Genomic DNA, 19617 nt, shown 5'->3' with positions numbered 1-19617 from the left:
TACTACCTCTCTTACTCAACTATGTAGTCAATTAGAAACTTCAACAGGAGTTTTATTAAGTCCGGAAGGACTTAATCGGCGATTTAACTCTGCTTCTGTAGCCTTCTTTCGAACTGTATTTACTACACTTCTACAAGCTAAAATTGGAGGCGTATCTAAGATTTCTCATTCTCTTTCTTCCTACTTTGAGCGCATTCGCATCCTTGATTCTACAACCTTTCAGGTTCCAGATCGATTCGCATCTACCTATCCTGGTGCCGGAGGATGTAGTCATAAAGCTGGTGTGAAAATTCAACTAGAGTATGACTTGTTGAGTGGGGAATTTTCTGATGTGAAAATTGAACCAGGAAAACGAAGTGATCAGGCGTATGGTGCGACTCGAACAGGCATGATACAAAAGAATGAGCTGTATATTCGTGACTTAGGATATTTTCGTCTACAAGACTTTAAGTCTATTCAAGACAAGCAGGGGTATTATTTATCTCGTCTTAAGTTACCAACTAAAATATATAGAAAAGAGTTCGAAACAGTGGTATTTAAAACAAAACCCTCTCAATTGAAACCAGTATATATACAAATTCATTTGGAAGACATTATGAAACAGCTACAACCTGGCCAAGTGTATGAATTACACGATGTATATGTAGGGAGTAAGGACAAATTGCCTACTCGTATTGTAGTTTATAGGTGTACCGAGGAGCAAAAACAGAAACGCCTACGTGACCGAGCTATTCGTGAAAAGAAAAAAGGAATTACATATACAGAGCGTACAAAGCTTTTACAAGGTATTACGGTATATATGACAAACATTCCTACGGAATGGGTACCAAAAGAGAAAATCTATGATTTATATTCATTACGTTGGCAAATTGAGCTGTTATTTAAAATATGGAAATCTTGGTTTCAAATTCATCGTTGTAAATCTATTAAACAAGAGCGATTAGAATGTCATCTTTATGGGCAACTCATTAGTATTCTATTATGTTCTTCTACTATGTTTAAAATGCGAGAACTCCTATTACGTAAGAAACAGAAAGAGCTAAGTGAATATAAAGCGATGTACATAATTAAGGATTATTTTTCACTTTTTTACCAAGCATTACACAAAAACACCCAAGAATTATCAAAGGTTCTCCTTCGTCTGTTTAACCTCCTACAGCACAACGGACGAAAATCTCATCGATACGAGAAAAAGACAGTCTTTGATATTTTGGGTGTTGTTTATGAGTATACCACTTCTACTCATCAGGTAGCATAGTAAAAAATTGAAACCCGTCAGGGTTTATTTGATATGCCCGCTTTTATAAAATCTACAAAAGATAATAAAAAACTATATGGAAAGACCGCATTTTGTTTAAAAATATACCTTAAGTTGATGGATGTGTGGCGGTACCCTAATACTGTACAACTTTTTTATAAATGGTTGTAAGATTCTACGTTTTTGACCATTCTGTACAACGATAACTTTGGTTTATTGATTTCGCCTGTAATCTGGTAGCCTATCCTCTGATACAATTTAATGGCAAGTTGGTTCTCTTTCTTTACCGTTAGAGAGCATTTAGAAAAACCTTGCAGCGAGGCTTGTTCCTCGGCAAACTCAATTAGTCTGGTACCTATCCCTAATCCTCGACTTTCAGGCAGTAAGGCAATTGTTCCGATGTGAAACTCGTCATCTTCTCCCTCCTTCAAGGTAAACATGGAATAAAGCATTTTGAAATTCAGAATGTTATAAACAACAAAACCTAGCTTTCGGGACGAAAGCAGCTGTTTAAAAGTGGGCCAGGCAAGACGATTTAAAACGGGTATGGGATAGCAAGTAATCATCCCTAAAGTTTTCCCGTCCATTTGAGCTTCATAGGCGTATTGATGACTAAAACGGTTGTTCCCCTGCCGCCATAGCCTACAAAATGTCCCTTCGACTGTGTTCTTATCCTCAGATCCTGCAAGCGGAAATGCCATGTATTCCAATGCCATTACATTTAGCTGGGAGCCGACCATGGATTGATGAACAGCCTTTACAATAGAGATTTGATTCATTTCCTATTGCTCCTTTTCACTTTCTATATTATTGATATTAATTATCATGGATTTGAATCGGTTCACTCCCCTCTCAACTCATCCTTAGCTTTGAAACCATAATAAAATGTGTTTAAAACAAGTTCTGCGGCAGATTTTTTAGCCACATTTCCTTCATGTACCTGTTCCCAGGTATGGAAAAGCAGAGCATAAAGCGTATTCAAAATCCATTCGCTACTAACCGTTTGCTGAAAGTAACCTCTTTGTTGTAACAATTCAATAACGCGTCGTAAGGGTTCCCTCAGTTTCTCTTCTGCTTCACCTAATTCTTTGTTGTTAAATACAGATGCATCATGACCTAGAAAATAGATTTTGTCACCTAAAGGGATTAATGCTTCAATGAGTTCAGGGATATAGTTTTCGATCCTTTCCTCCTCCAGTGGAATCTGGTTTACGGTATCACTTACCAGTTGGATAGCCCGATGGCCCAAGAACAGCATCAATTTCTCCCTGCTTTCGACGTAGCGATGGAGCGTAGCAATTCCAATTCCCGCATATTCCGCAATTTCATTCATCGAAGCAGTAGGATTTTCAACAAGCAATATAGTAGCCGAATCAAGAATTGCATTAAATCTCGCTTCCTTCAACGCTGACAAGTCTTTCTTCATCGTCAATCTCTCCCTTTTTCTGTATAAATTCGTCATTTTTGATAGATAAATATATCATTTGATATTATAATAAACAATCTCAAATAAAGTGTCCAGATGCTGAATGTAGCTTTTCAAAAAGAATTATATTACTGAAACTGATAGTACTTTGAATGTTTCATTTTTAGCATTTCATTATTTAGATAACGATGAAGAAATTAAATTATTTAATGTAATAAATACAAGAACCAAAGGAAATGGTTCGAATCGCTTTCTTAGTAGAGAAATTGATTACCTTATCTAGGTTTTTCAAACTATTTTTCATGACGCATTAATACTTACATTAATTTTTCTACTTTTATTAAATCCGTTTGCACTTCATTTAATTACTGAATGTTTTATAATGAAGCTTCTTTCTGCATAAAGTTATCGGTTTACTTTAAAATTCACTTCCGGGTATTTGGTCATCACCCTTTTAAGGGTTGAGTCGTCATCCTTCTGTTTTACATACTGGTCAAAAAATGCCAGGCTGAATTCGTTGATAATACGATGAACTTCCTTTGGATTTTCACCTGGGCTCTGCAACAGAGGGGAGAACAAATGTAAATCAGTGAGGCTTGTATGATCCGTATGAGGTATGACCATTGACATACCACCACCAGCTAACCCACGTCCATATCTCTCCCTCACTTCATAGGGATCTGCTTCATCAGGCTCTTCTGCACTCATGAGTAGAAATGGTTTTCCAATTCCACTTTCAGGAAAAATTTCTCCATACAATGTACCATCCATATTGATAGCTGCTTTGACACGAGAATCTTTTGCAAGTATTTGTGCTGCGGTAGCTCCACCGTAAGAGTGACCAAACATTCCAATTCGCGAAGTATCCATTCTTCCTGTAAAGAAGCCGGTCTCATCGTTTTGATTAAGTTTCTCTATCTGATTAAGGACAAAGCTGACATCTTCTTCCCATAATTTTATGTGGCTATCCCCTTCATCAGTTAAATTGATGGGCTGTACGTAAGCAGTTCGACCATCTGGAAAGACGGTAGCTGCAGCATCAAAGGTATGATCGATACTTAGAACAATATATCCTTGACTAGCCAACTCCTCAACTTGAAACGTGTTTTGATTACGAAAACCATTAAAACCATGAGAGAAAAGTAATATGGGATAATGATTCTCTGAATCTGAGAGTTGTAAATCCATAAACGAATGAGATTTTACCAATTCCATGTGGCTGAATGCAAATGCAGGAATGGACAATGTTTTTTCCAATCCCTTGGAAAGCTCATTTATGTTACGAATATAAGGTTCTGGATCCCCCTTACTTTTTTCAGCTGCAGGATACCAAATTTGCACCATCAGTTCGCGCCGATCGGTTGGATTTTTCGAATATGGTTCATTTCTCTGATGATCAATCCAATGATATACCTTCGTACCGATCCTATGTGGGCCGGTTGGTTCTTCAAATGAAAATACTGGCATAAGTAAGGGTAGCGCCACTGCTACAGACAAATAGATACATAGCAACGAGGTCTTAACTATGAATATACCCCAACTTCTAAAGCCCTTTTTCCGCCCCGTTAATAAATAACATAAAATTAAGATAACCGGGGATACATATGCCGGAATCATCTGCCATCTAAAACCTTCTGCCAATAGCTGAACTGTAACCATTACAACGGCAATCAAAGTAGCTAATTTAGACCACTTTTTCGTTTCTCTTCCTACTAACAGTATCCAACTCAATAGACTAAAATTCACAACTATCAAAACAACTTCCCAGAAATTCATTGGTCTATCTCCTTTGAATGTATTTTACGTCTAATTAAAGAGGTAGTTTTCAGCCTAAGCAGAAGCAGATGAACCCCCTATATAGTTGCACTAATTATGCTTAGTAACCGTTTCATCCACTCTACTCCTTTCTTCAAATTAAAAACTTAAAATGCCCAGCTACCTTTACGGAAAATTGGTTCTACAGTTCCATCTGGTAGAATACCGTCGATGTCCATCTCACTGCTGCCAATCATAAAGTCCTCATGTGTTACTGAAATATTTGCACCTAACGTTTCAAGCTGATCGTTTTCTAAATCTCTTCCATCCTCTAAGCAAGTTGGATAAGCTTTACCAATCGCTAAATGGTTCGATGCATTTTCATCAAACAATGTATTAAAATATAAAATTCCCGATGCTGAAATTGGTGATTCATGTGGTACAAGTGCTACCTCACCTAAATAACCAGAACCTTCATCCACATTAATAAGCTCCTGTAATAAATCATGTCCTACCTGTGCTTCAGCTTTAACAATTTTTCCTTCTTCAAATGTCAGTTTAAAGCCGTCGATAATATTCCCTTGATAAACTAATGGTTTTGTATTGCTTACATAGCCATTTACACCTTGTTTCATCGGTAACGTATACACCTCTTCGGTCGGCATATTAGCCATAAAGATAGTATCATCAGGAGTTTTACCACCTCCAGTAATCCATTTATGCTGTGGTGCTAATGCAATTGTTAAATCAGTACCTGGCGCTGTATAGTGAAGCTTTATATATTTTTTATTGTTCAGTAGGATCGCTCGAGATTCTAAATTTTTTACATGTTCACGCCATTTTTCAATAGCACTGCCTTCACCAATACGAACAGCTTTAAAAATAGCCTCCCATAATGCTGGTACTTGATCCTCAGCTGCTAAATCCGGGAACACCTTCGATGCCCACTTTGGTGAAGGAACTGCTACCATCGACCAAGCTACTGAATCCTTCATTACGGCGTTGCGATTGTTGCTCAGAGCAGCTCCTGCTACCTTTTGATAGGTAGCTAGACGATCAGATGAAATACCTGTAAATTTATCAGGATCTGTAGCATCTATCATTAATAATGCTCCTTTACGTTCGATCAGCTCATCATTCATTTTGACTATCCACTCTGGGAAGCGATTAAATTCTTCATCTGAGGCATAATCAAAGTAAGCACGTTCCATTTCTTCATCCGAAAAATTAACATGAACACGCCCTGCTCCAGCCTTATAAGCCTCTTTCACAACTATACGGGCGAAATCCAATGCATCCACTGATGTATTGACTAATAAGTATTGCCCTGGTTGAATATTCACACCGATTTTCACCGTAAGTTCTGCATATGCTTGTAATTTTTCTTCAAAAGTCATATTATTTACCTCACTTTTATCAAATTGGTTTTGAATTCCCATCACTAACTTGCTTTCATACCATACTTTCTGAACAGGTTTTCTCAGAATTTTTCTTGCCTATTTTTTATGTTTTTCATCAAGACATGATAACAACTAATGGCTTTTTTCTACTACTCATATATTTAATTTCTAAACTTTGATTCAATTAATATTGGTTTGTTTTTTTAAAACTCTAATCAAAGGGCATCAAACACTACATAAAGTTATAGAGTTCTTTATTGTGAAAGCTCACTCATTTCTTCCCAATCTTTTCAATGTGGCGTTTAACATCCTCAATCACTCCATTCTCTTTACAAAGTAATTTTTGATAGATAAACATATCATTTGATACAATATTAAATCATACCAAATGAATTATCAAGCCGTAAAATTTATTTTTTAAAAATTCAGTAAAAAATCTATATAAAAATGGATTCTATCCAAGGAAGGGATAACGAAAAGATTTTTATACACACATGGATAAAACACATGAAAACTTATATATAAAATTACAAGTTCAACTCTCACAAAAAAAAACGGAATAAAAAATAAACAGCGGAACTAGCCCACTGTTTACTTTGCCACACCTTCATGTAATTTTTCTGTATAATCCTTTACATCTTTCCAGCTATCTTTCGCTGTATGTAAATCTTCTTTTATAAACGTAAACTCTTCCGGACTAATTCCTTTTACGTTTTGTAGTAAATTATTATATTTTGCACCTACTGTATACCATTGATTTGATATGTTTTGTAGTGCTGTAATTGCTGCATCAATTGTTTCCGTCATGTTTGTTGTTTTATTTTTTACATCAGTCAAAATTACGATTTCTGCTTGTGCTCCTGAAATTCTATCTTTTAAATTAGCTATCTCTCTTTCTGCATTTGCGATATCTTTTTTTGCAACCGCAATCATCGGCCCGCCAGCAAGACATGTTATTAGCGCTACGCAAAGTACGCCACCAGCAATGACCATATCATTACTCTTTTTAATCGAATCGTTATATGTATTTATTTGTTGCTCTAGAGCTGGAATACCAGCATTCGTACTTGCCAATATCGCTGTTAACTGATTTGTATCCTCTTTGAAACTATTTGTATCTTTCGCCATTCTATCGCGAAAAGCTTTCAAATTCCCTAATAATACATCTACCTCACTTTGATTCTTTACAATATCCGCATACAACTTTTCTAAATCAGCTTTTAATTTTCCGCTATCCTTTTGATCAATCGCTATTAACATGTCATTATAATACGATTGAAACGTATTATTGTAATTAATAATATTTTGATCCGTTTTCATAATTTGAGGCTTCATATTATTTAACCAATATGCCGCATTAATTTTTGCATCTCTTTGATGCTGAATCATATTCCCTTTAAATTCACTGTTAATCGAACTTATTTTACTTAAATCCGTCTCTTGTTGATTTTGAATTAATTTTGCATATGAATCCATTGCAAATATACTTGATGTCGTTTGTGCCATTACATCTTGGAATCCAGCTGGTCCAAGAGAATAGTTTTTCACATTTTCTTGTAGCACCTTTACATTTTGTTCTGCTGCAAAAGGATGTAAAGGAAATGCGTTACTAGTTGCCACCCCAGCAATCATTACCGCTAAAAGACATTTTTTATAAAATCTTTTCTGCATATTTTTCACCTATTCTCTTTATAAGGATATCAAAAGCTCCTGCTCACAACTGAACAGGAGCTTCAAATCATTCATCAACACTTAACGCTCTAACGATTCGTATTCGATTATGCTTTTTTCGTATCTACTACTTTAATATCTTCAGCATAAATCTTTTCTGCATAGTCTTTAATGTTTTTCCAGCTATCTTTCGCAATATTTAAATCTTCTTTAATGAAAACAAGGTCGTTTGGACTAATTGAATCCACATTTTGAAGTAGAGAATTGTATTTTGATCCCATTGTATACCATTGGTTTGAAATATTTTGTAACGCTGTAATTGCAGTATCAATTGTATTTGTTAAATACTCTGTTTGTGTTTTAATGTTCGTTAATCCAGCTACTTCTAATTGCGCAGTTGTAACTTGTCCTGTTATCTTTTGAATTTCTGCTTGTGCATTATCAAGCTCTTTCTTCGCTAATACAATTCCAGCTGTACCACCGCCTACAGCTGCTGCACCACCTGCAATTAATGCTACTCCTAGCGGTGTTCCTGCGCCCGTAGCAATAACTACTGCACCACCAATAATTGCAATTGGTCCTAGAGCTGTCGCAACAGATGAACCGATAATAATTGCATTATATTTACTAATTGCTTCATTGTACGTTGTAATTTGATTTTGCAGAAGCGGAATTCCTGCATCTTGACTAGCTAATATAGATGTAATTTGATTTGCATCACCCTTGAAGTTTTGCGTATCCGACGTCATTTTATTTCGGAATTTCTTCAAGTCTTCTACTAACTGATCCACTTGCGCTTTATTTTCATTAATACTACTTGATAATCTAGTTAGGCCTTTCGTAAGAGTCGTTTTATCTTTTGCATCTACCGCAGCAACTAAAGTATCATAATAGTTTTGGAATTTCGTATTGTAGTTAATGATGTTTTGATTCGTTGAAATAAGCTGTGGCTTTAATACATCTAACCATTGCTTCGCATTTCCTCTAGCTGTATCTTGGTGCTGAATCACTTTTCCTTTTAAAGCTGCATCAACAGTCGATACATTTCCAAAGTTAACATTACCTTGTTTAATAATTGTTAAAGCATACAGATCCATTACTAAAGCATTTGAACCTGTTCTTTCCATTGCATCTTTCAAGCCTTCTGGTCCTAATGAATATTCTTCATAGTCATTATAAGCTTTTGCTACCGCATGAACTGGAGCTTGTTTCACTGTACTTTCAGCTGCATACGTATGAGCCGGCATAATATTTCCTGCTGCAAATACTGCCATAAGTGCTGATAGAGCCATTACTTTATATGGTTTTTTTGTCATTTTTCTTCTCTCCCTATATCGCTAATTATTTTTCTATTTAATGTACTTCAACGTTTGTAACGTAATCTTCAAATTGATTTGTTTGCTTATTCATTTCATCACTTACTTTTTTAATTTGATTAAAATGTTTTTGAAGTAAACTACTGTCTGTATACGTGCCTTCTTCAACATTTGTTTGAATTTGAATCATATTATTATTTAAAACTTTCCAATCGGTTAATAACGTTTCTAAAGTTGTAATTTGACGATCAATTAATTCTGTAAAGCTATTTACTTGATCTTCAACGAATGTAATTTGAGTCGCCTCTGCTTCAGTTTGTGATAACTTTTGAATAAGTGGCAATAACTCTTTTTGCTTTTGTTGAATGCGAAGAGCTGCTTCCCTCGTTTGACTATCTGCAGCATTTACAATTTCATTACTTAAAGTACCAATAGAAACAAAATCGATTGTTTTCGTTTGTGCAGTTTGATTTGTGATTGTAAATACTTGTTTACCGATATTAATAGAACCTTTAATGATTTCTTGAGGTCTATTCAAAATAGTAGTTAGTTCAGCTTGAATTTCCCCTTGAATTCTTTTAATATCTTCTCTTAATTTCACAATATCTCCACTTGATCCTTGCAGTGTTTTTATTGCTTCATCGGCTTTAATTGATAAGTTGTTACTATCTTTGTCTAATACTGTTTTAAATCGATTTAACTCTAATAAATCTTGCTCCATACTCTCTTGGATGCTCTGTACTTGCAATTGTAATTTTCCATATGCACTCATAAAATCTACTTTTGCTTGCTGATCTTCATTTACGTTTCCTGCTAGTTCATAGAGCTTACTATAATAGCTATTGAATCTAGTGCTGTATCTCATCATCTCTTGATTTAAGTCAATTAGCTTCGGATTATATTCATCAATCCACTCTCGTACATTCGCCTTTGCAAACTTTTGATGATTCGTTAAGCTACTCATCGCATTCACCTTAATGTCTGGCTGTTGCAAAATAATTAATCCGTATGCTTGAATAAGCGGTGATTGTGATCCTAACATTCTAATTGAATTGGATAATGTATTTGGAGCAATTACATTTTGCGCATATACTGTTTTCACTTCCGTTTGCCCCTCCTTAGCGTAAGCGCTTACAGGAATGAAGCAACTCGTAGATACTGCTGTAACCAATAACCCTGTAATTAAAGTCTTTTTCACTTTAACTCCTCCTATGTATTAGCAACTATTACTATCGCATTTTATTATTCTATTTTCTTGCCCATAATTTGAGATGGTTAAAATAGAGAACGTTCTCAACGTGATCTATGCATGAACCACCTCTCTCGTATTGCTACATTACTTACTTATCGTCACAAAACATTTTATTATTTTTCATATGTGTTTAGTATGAATAATATTGTATAAATTTTCTATTTCATCGAAATTCCCACATTCACACAGTGAATATATTACATAAAAATATTATTCATTTTAAACTAAACAACATACGTAAATATGAAATTTCATTTTGTTTTCATATAAGTTTTGTACTGTAAGGTCATTTAAACACAGCTGTTTATATATCGTAAAGAAGTATTTTCATTCCCTTTATTTTCAAGCTTTCATGTCCTTATTTCAAAATATAATCCGATTCACTTTATCGATTGAAATATCTACATATCACAACAGAAAACACTACTTTCAAATAACCAATGAAGTTATATTAGTATAATTTTTAATCCCATATGCAATTATGCATAGCATATACACAAAAAGGATAGCTTCATTTTCACAAAGCTATCCTTAAAAATCTTCTTATTTTTTTAAATGATATGGAACTGTCGTAATAACAACATTTCTTTTATAAAGTAAATACGCACGTATGAGTAAACTGGATTGATTATGAAGAATGTTATGCCAACCTTTTTTCGGAATGAACTGTGGTATAACGACCGTAACGCGGTAATTCGATTCATTTGCCTTATATTGCACTGTATCAATGAACTTTGTTAGCGGCTGAATAATACTTCTATAATGAGAATGTAATGTAACAAGCCTTACTTCAGGTTGCCACTTCTTCCATTTCTCTTCAAATTTCTTTTCCTCTTCTCTGTCAAAAGCAACATATACTGCGATAACTTGATCTGCCGAAAGAGATTTTGCATAGTTCAATGAATTTTCTACTACATGCGTCATACCTGCTACAGGAACGACAATTACATTCCCCTCAATTGGAATAAGAGGTTCGCAAGTTTTTAAACTTAATTGATCACCCACTGCATCATAATGCTTCTTAATTCGATGGAATAAGAAGATAATAACTGGTAAGAAAATAAGAATCGACCAAACTTGTGCAAATTTAGTTAAAAAGAACATGCTCATTACGATAAAACTAATAACTGCACCAATTAAATTAACCGTTAATCTTAAAGCCCATCCTTCAGGCTTTTCGCGAAGCCATTTTAATACCATCCCTGTTTGAGAAAGTGTAAATGGAATAAATACACCTACTGCATATAGTGGAATTAAATGTTCTGTTTGTCCTTGGAAAGCTACAATTAAAATAATCGAAGCAACTCCAAGTATAATAATACCGTTTGAGTAACCTAGGCGGTCTCCTCTAATCGTAAACATTCTCGGTATGAATTTATCTTTTGCAAGGTTAACCGCTAATAAAGGAAATGCAGAATAACCTGTATTAGCAGCAAGAATTAATATTAAAGCTGTTGTACCTTGTATGAAATAGTACATGAAATTACGTCCAAATGTTTGTTCAGCAATTTGAGAAACAACTGTTACTTCTTTACTCGGAGTCACTCCGTAATAATAAGCTAAAAATACAATTCCTGAAAATAACACAGCAAGTAATGCACCCATTGCAAGCAATGTTTTTGCAGCATTGTTTGGCGCAGGATCTTTAAAGTTCGGAATTGCATTTGAAATTGCTTCAACACCTGTTAAAGCAGAACTACCTGATGCAAATGCTCTTAGTAATAAAAATAAACTAATCCCTGCAACTGGTGTACCAATTGGCGCATGTAAAGTGGGTGAAACATGACCAGTTAAAATATTATATATGCCCACACCAATTAATATAAATAGTGCTAAAACGAATAAATAAACAGGATATGCTAAAACGGAAGCTGATTCCGTTACTCCCCTTAAATTTAATATCGTAATTAATATAACAAATATAACCGCAATAATTACGTTGTGTGCATGTAAGCTAGGAAACGCAGACGTAATTGCATCTGTACCAGCGGACACACTTACCGCAACAGTTAAAATATAGTCAACTAATAAAGATCCTCCAGCAATTAAGCCTGGATTCATCCCTAAATTTTCTTTTGATACAACATACGCTCCCCCGCCATGCGGATAAGCAAAAATAATTTGACGATAAGATAAAATAAGGGCTGTCAATAATACTAATACCCCAACAGCGATCGGAATGGAATACCAATAAGCGATCGCTCCAACACCTGCTAAAGCAATTAAAATTTGCTCTGGACCGTAAGCAACTGATGACAATGCGTCAGAAGATAAAATAGCTAAAGCTTTCGTTTTATTAAGCTTTTGTTCTCCAAGCTCCGTTGATTTTAACGGTCTTCCAATTAAAAATCTTTTAATAGATGAAACCAATGCTGTCCACTCTCCAATAATTTTGTACGAACTTTTCTGCTTGTTGCAGCCAGTAAACTATTTCCTCAGAAAACAAAAAATGTCTACAAGCCATAGCGAAATAGACTTGTAGACATTATTTTTTTTGTCGCACAAGCTCCACCTTCCTTCTCAATATAACGCTTACGAGGTTAGCTGTCGGATTCGGGCCTATGAGTAGCCCTACCTTTTTTAAGGATTCACCCCATCGGATTATGTACTAATCCGTAAAAACGGGTCCCCCGTACCATGCGGTTTCAGCGATTTAGAAAATTGAAACTGTGGATTATAATACTCCTTTATTTTCAAAAAGTAAACAAAAATTTTTAATAAGAAAAAAATTAAAATGATTGTGCATAATCCACTGAGAAATATACATAATGAATACTAAAAAATCCGCAAAGGAGACCCCTATGTCTAAAGAAAAGAAGCCTATTTTTTCCGATTCATATTTAGATGCAGTAGCAAATGAAATTAATCAGTTATATGGTAAACGTGAACAGGAAATAAATTTGACAGATAGAACGAAAAGAAATAAATAATTTGTCATAAAAAAAATAAAAAAGATAGCAATACACTTATATATTGCTATCTTTTTTATTTTTTCATACATCTAATTCTATTACAGATCTGTTAAAGGTCATCTCTTCATACACCTTTAAATTTTGATATATAGTGCTTAATAATGGTGCCGTTATAGAAAATTGCTCTGCTACATCCAGTAAATATCCTTGCAAGTGCTTCCCTTCAATAAACGAACCCTTCTCCATATCACGTTGCATCGATGACTTCATATCATACGAAATTTTATCAATCGTTTTCATATGTTCCTGGGCAATATTAACCTTTATTGGAGCTCCTAATACTCTCATGATTTGTACAGATTCCTCAAACACATTACGGATAAAATCACGGCCGCCTTCACTTTCACGAATTGGTCCAATTGGTGCACGCATTAACGTTGTCACACCGGACATTACAGTAATAAATAAATATTTATGCCACATATCTTGCGTAATATTTTCACTTAAAACAAAACTAGATTTCGTACCTGCAAATGCTTTAGAAATATGCTTTACTCTCTCTGAATTTTGAGACTTAATTTCTCCAAACACAAGTCTGTTGGCAGCGCTAGTTTGTACAATTTCTCCTTGATCGTTTAACGTCGTCTCGATAAAGCATAAACCGCCAATTACTTTTTCTTCGCCGAATTCTTTTTGTAATAGTGATAAATGAGCGATACCATTTAACAATGGAATGATTACAGTACCTTCGCCAACAAACGGCTTCAAATCTTGAATTGCCTCGTTTAAGTGATACGCTTTTGTTGAAAATAAAATGACATCAAATGGAGAAGTTCTCTCTTCCTTCGTTATTAATTTCGGTTGAAAGGAAAAATCCCCGTTAACACTTCGGATTACAAGTCCTCTTTCCTCTAATTGTTTTTTTCGTTTATTACGAACAAGAAATGTAACATCTTCTCCCTTTTCGACTAATCTGCCACCAAAAAATCCTCCGACTCCACCAGCGCCTAATACTAAAATCCGCATACAGCATCCCCCTCTTCAAAATACAATTTTATAACTTTTAGTATACATAACATTATACATGTCCTCTGCTAAATAAGCTGAATTTTCACTCTCAATCGAGTGTAAAACAGTGGTTATTTTCAAATAAATTTGGGCATGTTGTTTCTATAGCATATATGGAAAGGAAACAATGTAGATGGAGGCAATACAAGCAATTGAGGAAAAAGATGTAGCAACAGCTATATTTCAATTTATATTCCCGTTTTCGTTTAAAGCTGGATATGAACAAGAGATGTTCCCTTTCTTACAAAAAAAACGATTTTCGTCCTTTTCGGCTCGATCATCTCGATGATGAAAATACATATTATGGGGAGTTTAAAGTTTCACATCAAAATATGGAAGCATACTATCTTTCATTTACCAATAAAATTCTCTTTCCTCACTCAGAGCATCAAAAGGGCTTGCAACGTTATTCAAAGGACCTTAACTTAACTGGACATTTAACAACAAACCTTACTTCAATCCAATTTAATATACACTCTATTGATGTAACACTTTGTCCTTATGAACTTGGCTTCTTAACAATTCGAACAGAAGTAAACACTGCTCCAAACATGACTTTATCTGAAGCAATCGAATTCGCTGCCCGCTTCCGTGTACTTGAAACTAAAAATGATACAAATGAGACTATTTGTATTGAATGTAACGGAAAAAAGTATTCCCAAGTTGAAAAATTCATTTTTGGTTATTTATTTCATGGCGTAACTGATTTCTTTGAAAAGAAGAGATTAAGAAGTTCATACTTTCAAACCTTCCCATTCTTTGAAGACCAAAGAATGTACGTTCAAACTTTATTGTCACTAAAAGAAGGTATGGAACTTAATGAAGTGGATGTTTATCGTACTTCTAGTCTTTCCGGATTAACAAGTGATGGTAAGCCATATGTGAGTGCAAATAACCTTCCTTACATTCATGACTATTTAAAAAAACACGCTTACCAGAGGTGGGCTCCAAATCGTTATTTCATAATGGAAGAACACATTTTTACATGTGTAACAAATGAAGGAGAACGCGAAATTGCTAAACTTGCTAGTCAAATGTATGGGGAATTTTATTACGCTTTATTATTAAATCTATTCCATAAAATTGTTTTATTAAAAATGGCAAACGCCTATGCTGAGCTAAATATTGAACAAGATACTAATGAAATAGAGAAATTAATTTATTCGATCAATTCGTTCACTGCTAATTATTTTTCTTTAGAATTAGTATCCCAATCACAGAGTGAAGATATTTTCTTCCGCTTAAGAAAACTTTTTAATATTGAGGTTCTATACTCGAACGCGAAACAAAATCTTGATAGTTTGTTTAAATATCAAGAAAACGTCGCCTCTAAAAAAGATAGCCTTTTATTATTAATTTTAACGCTCTACTCTGTAGTGGGCCAAATGTTAGGGTTTACTATGATTGACCTTTTAAGAAACACCGATTCAAACAAAATATCGTCACCTCTTGAATTTTTCGCTCTATTAATTGCGATTAGCGGTATTGTCATTTCACTTATTTTAGGAGCCCAAAGTTTATACCAATGGGGTCTACAACATAAACGAAGAAAAGCTTGGGTAAAACAAACTGTACTTTCTGCTGTGAGAGAGAAAGACGATAAGAAGTAAAGAAGATTATTTTTAAACTACAAATACGTAGTACAATTCAGTAAGTGAAATTTTTATCAGCGATTTTCAAATTATATCGGCGCAACTCGAAATATATCAGCGATTTTCAAATTATATCGACGCAAATCAAAATATATCAGCGATTATTTAAACATATCGACTTACCGACAAAAAACGACAAAAAAGAATCGAATATGAAAAAGGCTAATCCAAAATAAAATTTAGATTAGCCTTTTTCCTCTTACTTCCCTGCTTCGATTTGCTCTAATGCAGCAGCTACTTGCTCTTCCGTTAATTCATGTTGTATTACGTAGCGGTTACGTGGACTTACACGACATTCATGAGAACATGCACGTAAATATTTCGCTTCGTTTTCTTCAGAACATAAAATTTTCTTATTACATTCTGGATTTGAACAGTTTACATAGCGCTCACAAGGTTCACCTGTAAAGTGGTCTTTACCAACGATAACATGTTCTTTTTGGTTTACTGGTACAGCGATACGCTCATCGAACACGTAACATTGTCCATCCCAAAGCTCACCTTGTACCTCTGGATCTTTTCCGTACGTTACAATTCCGCCGTGAAGCTGACTTACATCTTCATAGCCTTCACGAACTAACCAGCCAGAAAACTTCTCACAACGAATTCCGCCTGTACAATAAGTTAAAATCTTTTTACCTTCAAGTACTTCTTTATTTTCACGAATCCAATCTGGTAATTCACGGAATGATTCGATATCAGGTTTAATCGCACCTTTGAAGTGGCCTAAATCAAACTCATAATCATTTCGTGCATCAATGATAACTGTATCTTCTTGTTTCATTGCTTCATAAAAATCTTTTGGCTCTAAATACTTCCCAGTTATTTCGTGTGGGTTAATGTCATCTTCTAGACGAAGTGTAACTAACTCTGGACGAGGACGCACGTGCATTTTCTTGAATGCATGACCATCAGCTTCATCTATTTTAAATACGATACCGTCAAAACGTGGATCATTGTTCATTGCTTCCATGTATTTCTCTGTTTGTTCTACAGTTCCAGAACAAGTTCCGTTAATACCTTCTTTTGCTACAAGAATTCTTCCTTTTAATTCAAGTGAATTACAAAATGCTAAATGCTCTGCCGCGAATTCTTCTGGGTTTTCAATTGTTGTGTACATGTAATATAGTAATACTCTGTATGGTTTTGTAGTTGCCAATGTATTTCTACCACCTATCTAATTTTTAAAATCATGTATAAGTTAACGTTCATATCAAAACATATATAATAAGAAAATGAATCCCATTTTCTTTTCTTTATACTATTTTCTATCAGTTAACAAAAATAAAAAACAAGATTACACATCAAAACACTATGGTTATGTTGTAATCCCAATATATTATATATCATACAAATGCAATTCCATCAATTAATATGCTGGATTATCGGCTTTATGTTCACATAAATTTCAAAATTGACCCTTTAATTTATTATGTTTCCCTACGTCATCACACCATAAACTCCCAATTTATTTTACATTATCACACCATCCATTGCATAAAGGCATATAATTTGCATTAAGGAAACTTTCGTGTTCAAATGAAATTATCACATAACATATTTAAATGTATTGAAATAATGAGTAAGAATACATACAATAATTTCATCAAGTTAACATTTTAAAGGGGAAAACTACTATGAATAAAGATATAACAAAAGATGAACATCTCCCTTCTGAAAGTACAACTGTACAATCAGCTCACTTAGCTTTAAGTGGAGAAACAAAAGGCTGGAAAAGACTGTTACCATTTTTAGGACCCGCTTTTATCGCATCCGTTGCTTATATTGACCCTGGCAACTTTGCTACAAATATCGCAGCTGGTTCACAATATGGATATTTACTATTATGGGTTATACTCGCTTCTAACTTAATGGCTGTATTAATCCAAACTTTATCAGCTAAATTAGGAATTGCTACAGGAAACAATTTACCCGAAATAGCTCGTGAAAACTTTCCAAAGCCTGTGTCTATCGGTTTATGGATACAAGGTGAACTAGTTATTATGGCTACAGATTTAGCGGAATTTATTGGAGCTGCTTTGGGGCTTTACTTACTATTTGGAATCCCGATGCTACCTGCCGCTTTAATTACTGCAGCCGGATCATTTATTATTCTTGAGTTTCAACGTAGAGGATTTCGTCCACTAGAAGCTATTATTACAGGAATGATTTTCATTGTAGTAATCGCTTTTGGAATTCAAGTTTTTTATGCAAAACCAGAATTAAGTCCCCTTCTTTCAGGACTATTTATTCCAAGATTCCAAGGTGTAGATAGTATATTACTTGCAGCAGGGATTTTAGGTGCGACAGTTATGCCGCATGCAATCTATTTACATTCCGCCTTAACGCAGCGGCGCGTAGTCGGAACAAATGATGAACAAAAGAAAAAGATTTTCCGCTTCGAGTTTATCGATATTATTATTGCAATGGTTATTGCTGGAGCAATTAATGCAAGTATGTTAATTGTAGCAGCTGCTCTATTCTTTAAAAACGGCTTGCACGTTGAAGATTTAGATGTTGCTTACACTCAATTTACCAATTTAGTAGGTCCTGTATCGGCTGCATTATTTGGGATTGGACTTTTATCAGCAGGACTATCTAGCTCTTCTGTCGGTACAATGTCGGGTGATATTATTATGCAAGGTTTCATTCGAATGCATATTCCGTTATATTTACGCCGATTTATTACAATGATTCCACCATTAGTTATTATCGCTTTAGGTGTAAATCCAACTTACGCTCTCGTTATGAGCCAAGTCGTCTTATCATTCGGTATTGCATTTGCATTAGTACCACTTATTATGTTTACAAGTAATAAAAAGATAATGGGTGCACTCGTTAACCACCGCATAACAACATTTATCGCATGGATAATTGCTATACTTGTTATCATTTTAAATATTTTCTTACTGTATCAAACTTTTGTAGGGTAATGAAAAAGGGTATTCCAATTTTAATTTGGAATACCCTTTTTGGATGAAATGATTTTCTTCTAGTTACCACTTATGTATGTCCCTCTTTCCGGCATCATGATACCATTTTCAGTTCGAAAGTAAAGTGGCAATCCTTCCGCAAAAAACATACTTACCTTGGACGGATCTTGCCTTTGATGATGAATATGTAAATGCGGCTCACTTGAACTTCCTGAGTTACCGACTTGAGCAAGAACCTCTCCTTCATTTACATGTTGTCCTTCCCTCACTTTAATTGATCCTTTCTTTAAATGGGCCAGAACCATAAATGTCCCTGATTCATCTAGTTGTAAATAAATATGATTACCCGCCATTGACTGAAAATCATCCTCTCCTGGAACTACATCTTTTTCATCATTATTGATAGATACAACTGTTCCAGAAGCTGGTGCCATTACTTCCGCTCCATATATTCCATAATCCTCTAACTTACTACTTTTCACTTCAGCAGGTGGAATAAGAACATCATATGCCCAGCGTTCATTTGGTTTTATAACATGATAGTTCGTTTCTAATCGATCACCACCCCATCCCACTAATGCTCGTTCATTCAAAGGAAAGCGAACTACTGCTTTAGGATTCATAGAATGTACATCTGCTGGATAAGCAAGTCCTCCTATGTTAGCAAACCACCCTAAAGGCCAAGCTCCAATTATAGAGAAAAGAACGATGAAGAGTAGCGCTCTATCTATTCGCTTTCTGAAAATCCCTTTCCACACAAATAGTAAAACTGATCCTATCAAAATAAAGAGTGATACTATGCTAAAGGCTTGTATACTCCACCAAAAAATGACTGATATAACGCCTTTAGCTACATAAACTAAGATCCAACTTATAATTAAAAAAGAAACTATAATCACTAATAAAAATTTCTTCCACATGTCGCATCCCTACTCTCATATCCTTTTTCTCAATGATACAAAGTAAAAATTACG

14 protein-coding genes, 1 pseudogene and 1 riboswitch are annotated in these 19617 nt (G+C 34.8%); of the genes and pseudogenes, 4 read left to right on the top strand and 11 right to left on the bottom strand.

Annotation, left to right across the window (positions count from 1 at the left end; translation table 11 throughout):
- Window positions 1-1258, top strand: a 1258-nt coding sequence (locus tag BAQ53_RS08855; RefSeq protein ID WP_208906737.1) for an IS4 family transposase, incomplete at its 5' end; no start/stop codon positions are given.
- A 155-nt stretch (window positions 1259-1413) separates the two neighbouring features.
- Here BAQ53_RS08855 and BAQ53_RS08850 read toward each other — a convergent pair.
- The 8 genes from BAQ53_RS08850 to BAQ53_RS08815 all read right to left on the bottom strand — a co-directional run bounded on the left by BAQ53_RS08850 (window position 1414) and on the right by BAQ53_RS08815 (window position 12448).
- Window positions 1414-2037, bottom strand: a complete 624-nt coding sequence (locus BAQ53_RS08850; RefSeq protein ID WP_208906736.1) for a GNAT family N-acetyltransferase — start codon at window positions 2035-2037, stop codon at window positions 1414-1416.
- A gap of 62 nt (window positions 2038-2099) precedes the next feature.
- On the bottom strand, window positions 2100-2684 hold the full coding sequence (locus BAQ53_RS08845; protein WP_000710983.1) for a TetR/AcrR family transcriptional regulator: 585 nt from the start codon (window positions 2682-2684) through the stop codon (window positions 2100-2102).
- A gap of 405 nt (window positions 2685-3089) precedes the next feature.
- On the bottom strand, window positions 3090-4460 hold the full coding sequence (locus tag BAQ53_RS08840; protein ID WP_208906735.1) for an alpha/beta hydrolase family protein: 1371 nt from the start codon (window positions 4458-4460) through the stop codon (window positions 3090-3092).
- Window positions 4461-4606: 146 nt separating this feature from the next.
- Window positions 4607-5836: an aminopeptidase gene (locus BAQ53_RS08835; RefSeq protein ID WP_208906734.1), complete on the bottom strand. Its 1230-nt coding sequence runs from the start codon at window positions 5834-5836 to the stop codon at window positions 4607-4609.
- A 594-nt stretch (window positions 5837-6430) separates the two neighbouring features.
- The gene (nheC, locus tag BAQ53_RS08830; RefSeq protein ID WP_208906733.1) at window positions 6431-7510 is read right to left on the bottom strand and encodes a non-hemolytic enterotoxin NHE subunit C; all 1080 of its coding nucleotides are present in this window, start codon (window positions 7508-7510) and stop codon (window positions 6431-6433) included.
- Between the two features lie 107 nt (window positions 7511-7617).
- Window positions 7618-8826 (bottom strand): non-hemolytic enterotoxin NHE subunit B, encoded by a 1209-nt coding sequence (gene nheB / locus BAQ53_RS08825; protein ID WP_000162982.1) that lies wholly within the window; start codon window positions 8824-8826, stop codon window positions 7618-7620.
- 37 nt (window positions 8827-8863) lie between these two features.
- Complete coding sequence (gene nheA, locus BAQ53_RS08820) at window positions 8864-10024, bottom strand: non-hemolytic enterotoxin NHE subunit A (RefSeq protein ID WP_061884005.1); 1161 nt, start codon at window positions 10022-10024, stop codon at window positions 8864-8866.
- A 597-nt stretch (window positions 10025-10621) separates the two neighbouring features.
- Window positions 10622-12448 carry an APC family permease gene (locus BAQ53_RS08815; protein WP_208906732.1) on the bottom strand — a complete coding sequence of 609 codons (1827 nt, stop codon included), beginning with the start codon at window positions 12446-12448 and terminating at the stop codon, window positions 10622-10624.
- A gap of 144 nt (window positions 12449-12592) precedes the next feature.
- Window positions 12593-12739: riboswitch (cyclic di-AMP (ydaO/yuaA leader) on the bottom strand.
- Between the two features lie 140 nt (window positions 12740-12879).
- Here BAQ53_RS08815 and BAQ53_RS26370 point away from each other — a divergent pair.
- The gene (locus BAQ53_RS26370) at window positions 12880-13008 is read left to right on the top strand and encodes a hypothetical protein (protein ID WP_000031873.1); all 129 of its coding nucleotides are present in this window, start codon (window positions 12880-12882) and stop codon (window positions 13006-13008) included.
- A gap of 63 nt (window positions 13009-13071) precedes the next feature.
- On the opposite strand, the gene panE is transcribed toward BAQ53_RS26370, so the two are convergent.
- A complete protein-coding gene (panE, locus tag BAQ53_RS08810; protein ID WP_061884003.1) occupies window positions 13072-14016 on the bottom strand; it encodes a 2-dehydropantoate 2-reductase in 945 nt (314 codons plus the stop codon).
- A gap of 175 nt (window positions 14017-14191) precedes the next feature.
- On the opposite strand from panE, the pseudogene BAQ53_RS08805 reads away from it, so the two are divergent.
- Window positions 14192-15668 (top strand): annotated as a pseudogene (locus BAQ53_RS08805) (hypothetical protein).
- A gap of 241 nt (window positions 15669-15909) precedes the next feature.
- Here the strand turns inward: BAQ53_RS08805 and trhO are convergent.
- Window positions 15910-16869 carry an oxygen-dependent tRNA uridine(34) hydroxylase TrhO gene (trhO, locus tag BAQ53_RS08800; protein WP_000246214.1) on the bottom strand — a complete coding sequence of 320 codons (960 nt, stop codon included), beginning with the start codon at window positions 16867-16869 and terminating at the stop codon, window positions 15910-15912.
- A 478-nt stretch (window positions 16870-17347) separates the two neighbouring features.
- Between trhO and BAQ53_RS08795 the strand changes: the two genes are divergently transcribed.
- Window positions 17348-18643: an Nramp family divalent metal transporter gene (locus BAQ53_RS08795; RefSeq protein ID WP_001030680.1), complete on the top strand. Its 1296-nt coding sequence runs from the start codon at window positions 17348-17350 to the stop codon at window positions 18641-18643.
- A 59-nt stretch (window positions 18644-18702) separates the two neighbouring features.
- Here BAQ53_RS08795 and BAQ53_RS08790 read toward each other — a convergent pair whose 3' ends face one another.
- Complete coding sequence (locus tag BAQ53_RS08790; protein WP_208906731.1) at window positions 18703-19563, bottom strand: M23 family metallopeptidase; 861 nt, start codon at window positions 19561-19563, stop codon at window positions 18703-18705.
- Window positions 19564-19617 lie beyond the last annotated feature (54 nt).

It is taken from the genome of Bacillus sp. B25(2016b) (assembly GCF_001679765.1).
GTDB lineage: Bacteria > Bacillota > Bacilli > Bacillales > Bacillaceae_G > Bacillus_A > Bacillus_A thuringiensis_K.
This window is presented reverse-complemented; position numbering and strand designations above follow the sequence as displayed.

What these genes read in the sequence shown, in the direction of transcription:
- BAQ53_RS08850 (WP_208906736.1), bottom strand. Translation starts at nt 2,037, where the DNA reads ATGAATCAAATCTCTATTGTAAAGGCTGTTCATCAATCCATGGTCGGC.
- BAQ53_RS08845 (WP_000710983.1), bottom strand. Translation starts at nt 2,684, where the DNA reads ATGAAGAAAGACTTGTCAGCGTTGAAGGAAGCGAGATTTAATGCAATT.
- BAQ53_RS08840 (WP_208906735.1), bottom strand. Translation starts at nt 4,460, where the DNA reads ATGAATTTCTGGGAAGTTGTTTTGATAGTTGTGAATTTTAGTCTATTG.
- BAQ53_RS08835 (WP_208906734.1), bottom strand. Translation starts at nt 5,836, where the DNA reads ATGACTTTTGAAGAAAAATTACAAGCATATGCAGAACTTACGGTGAAA.
- nheC (WP_208906733.1), bottom strand. Translation starts at nt 7,510, where the DNA reads ATGCAGAAAAGATTTTATAAAAAATGTCTTTTAGCGGTAATGATTGCT.
- nheB (WP_000162982.1), bottom strand. Translation starts at nt 8,826, where the DNA reads ATGACAAAAAAACCATATAAAGTAATGGCTCTATCAGCACTTATGGCA.
- BAQ53_RS26370 (WP_000031873.1), top strand. Translation starts at nt 12,880, where the DNA reads ATGTCTAAAGAAAAGAAGCCTATTTTTTCCGATTCATATTTAGATGCA.
- panE (WP_061884003.1), bottom strand. Translation starts at nt 14,016, where the DNA reads ATGCGGATTTTAGTATTAGGCGCTGGTGGAGTCGGAGGATTTTTTGGT.
- BAQ53_RS08795 (WP_001030680.1), top strand. Translation starts at nt 17,348, where the DNA reads ATGAATAAAGATATAACAAAAGATGAACATCTCCCTTCTGAAAGTACA.
- BAQ53_RS08790 (WP_208906731.1), bottom strand. Translation starts at nt 19,563, where the DNA reads ATGTGGAAGAAATTTTTATTAGTGATTATAGTTTCTTTTTTAATTATA.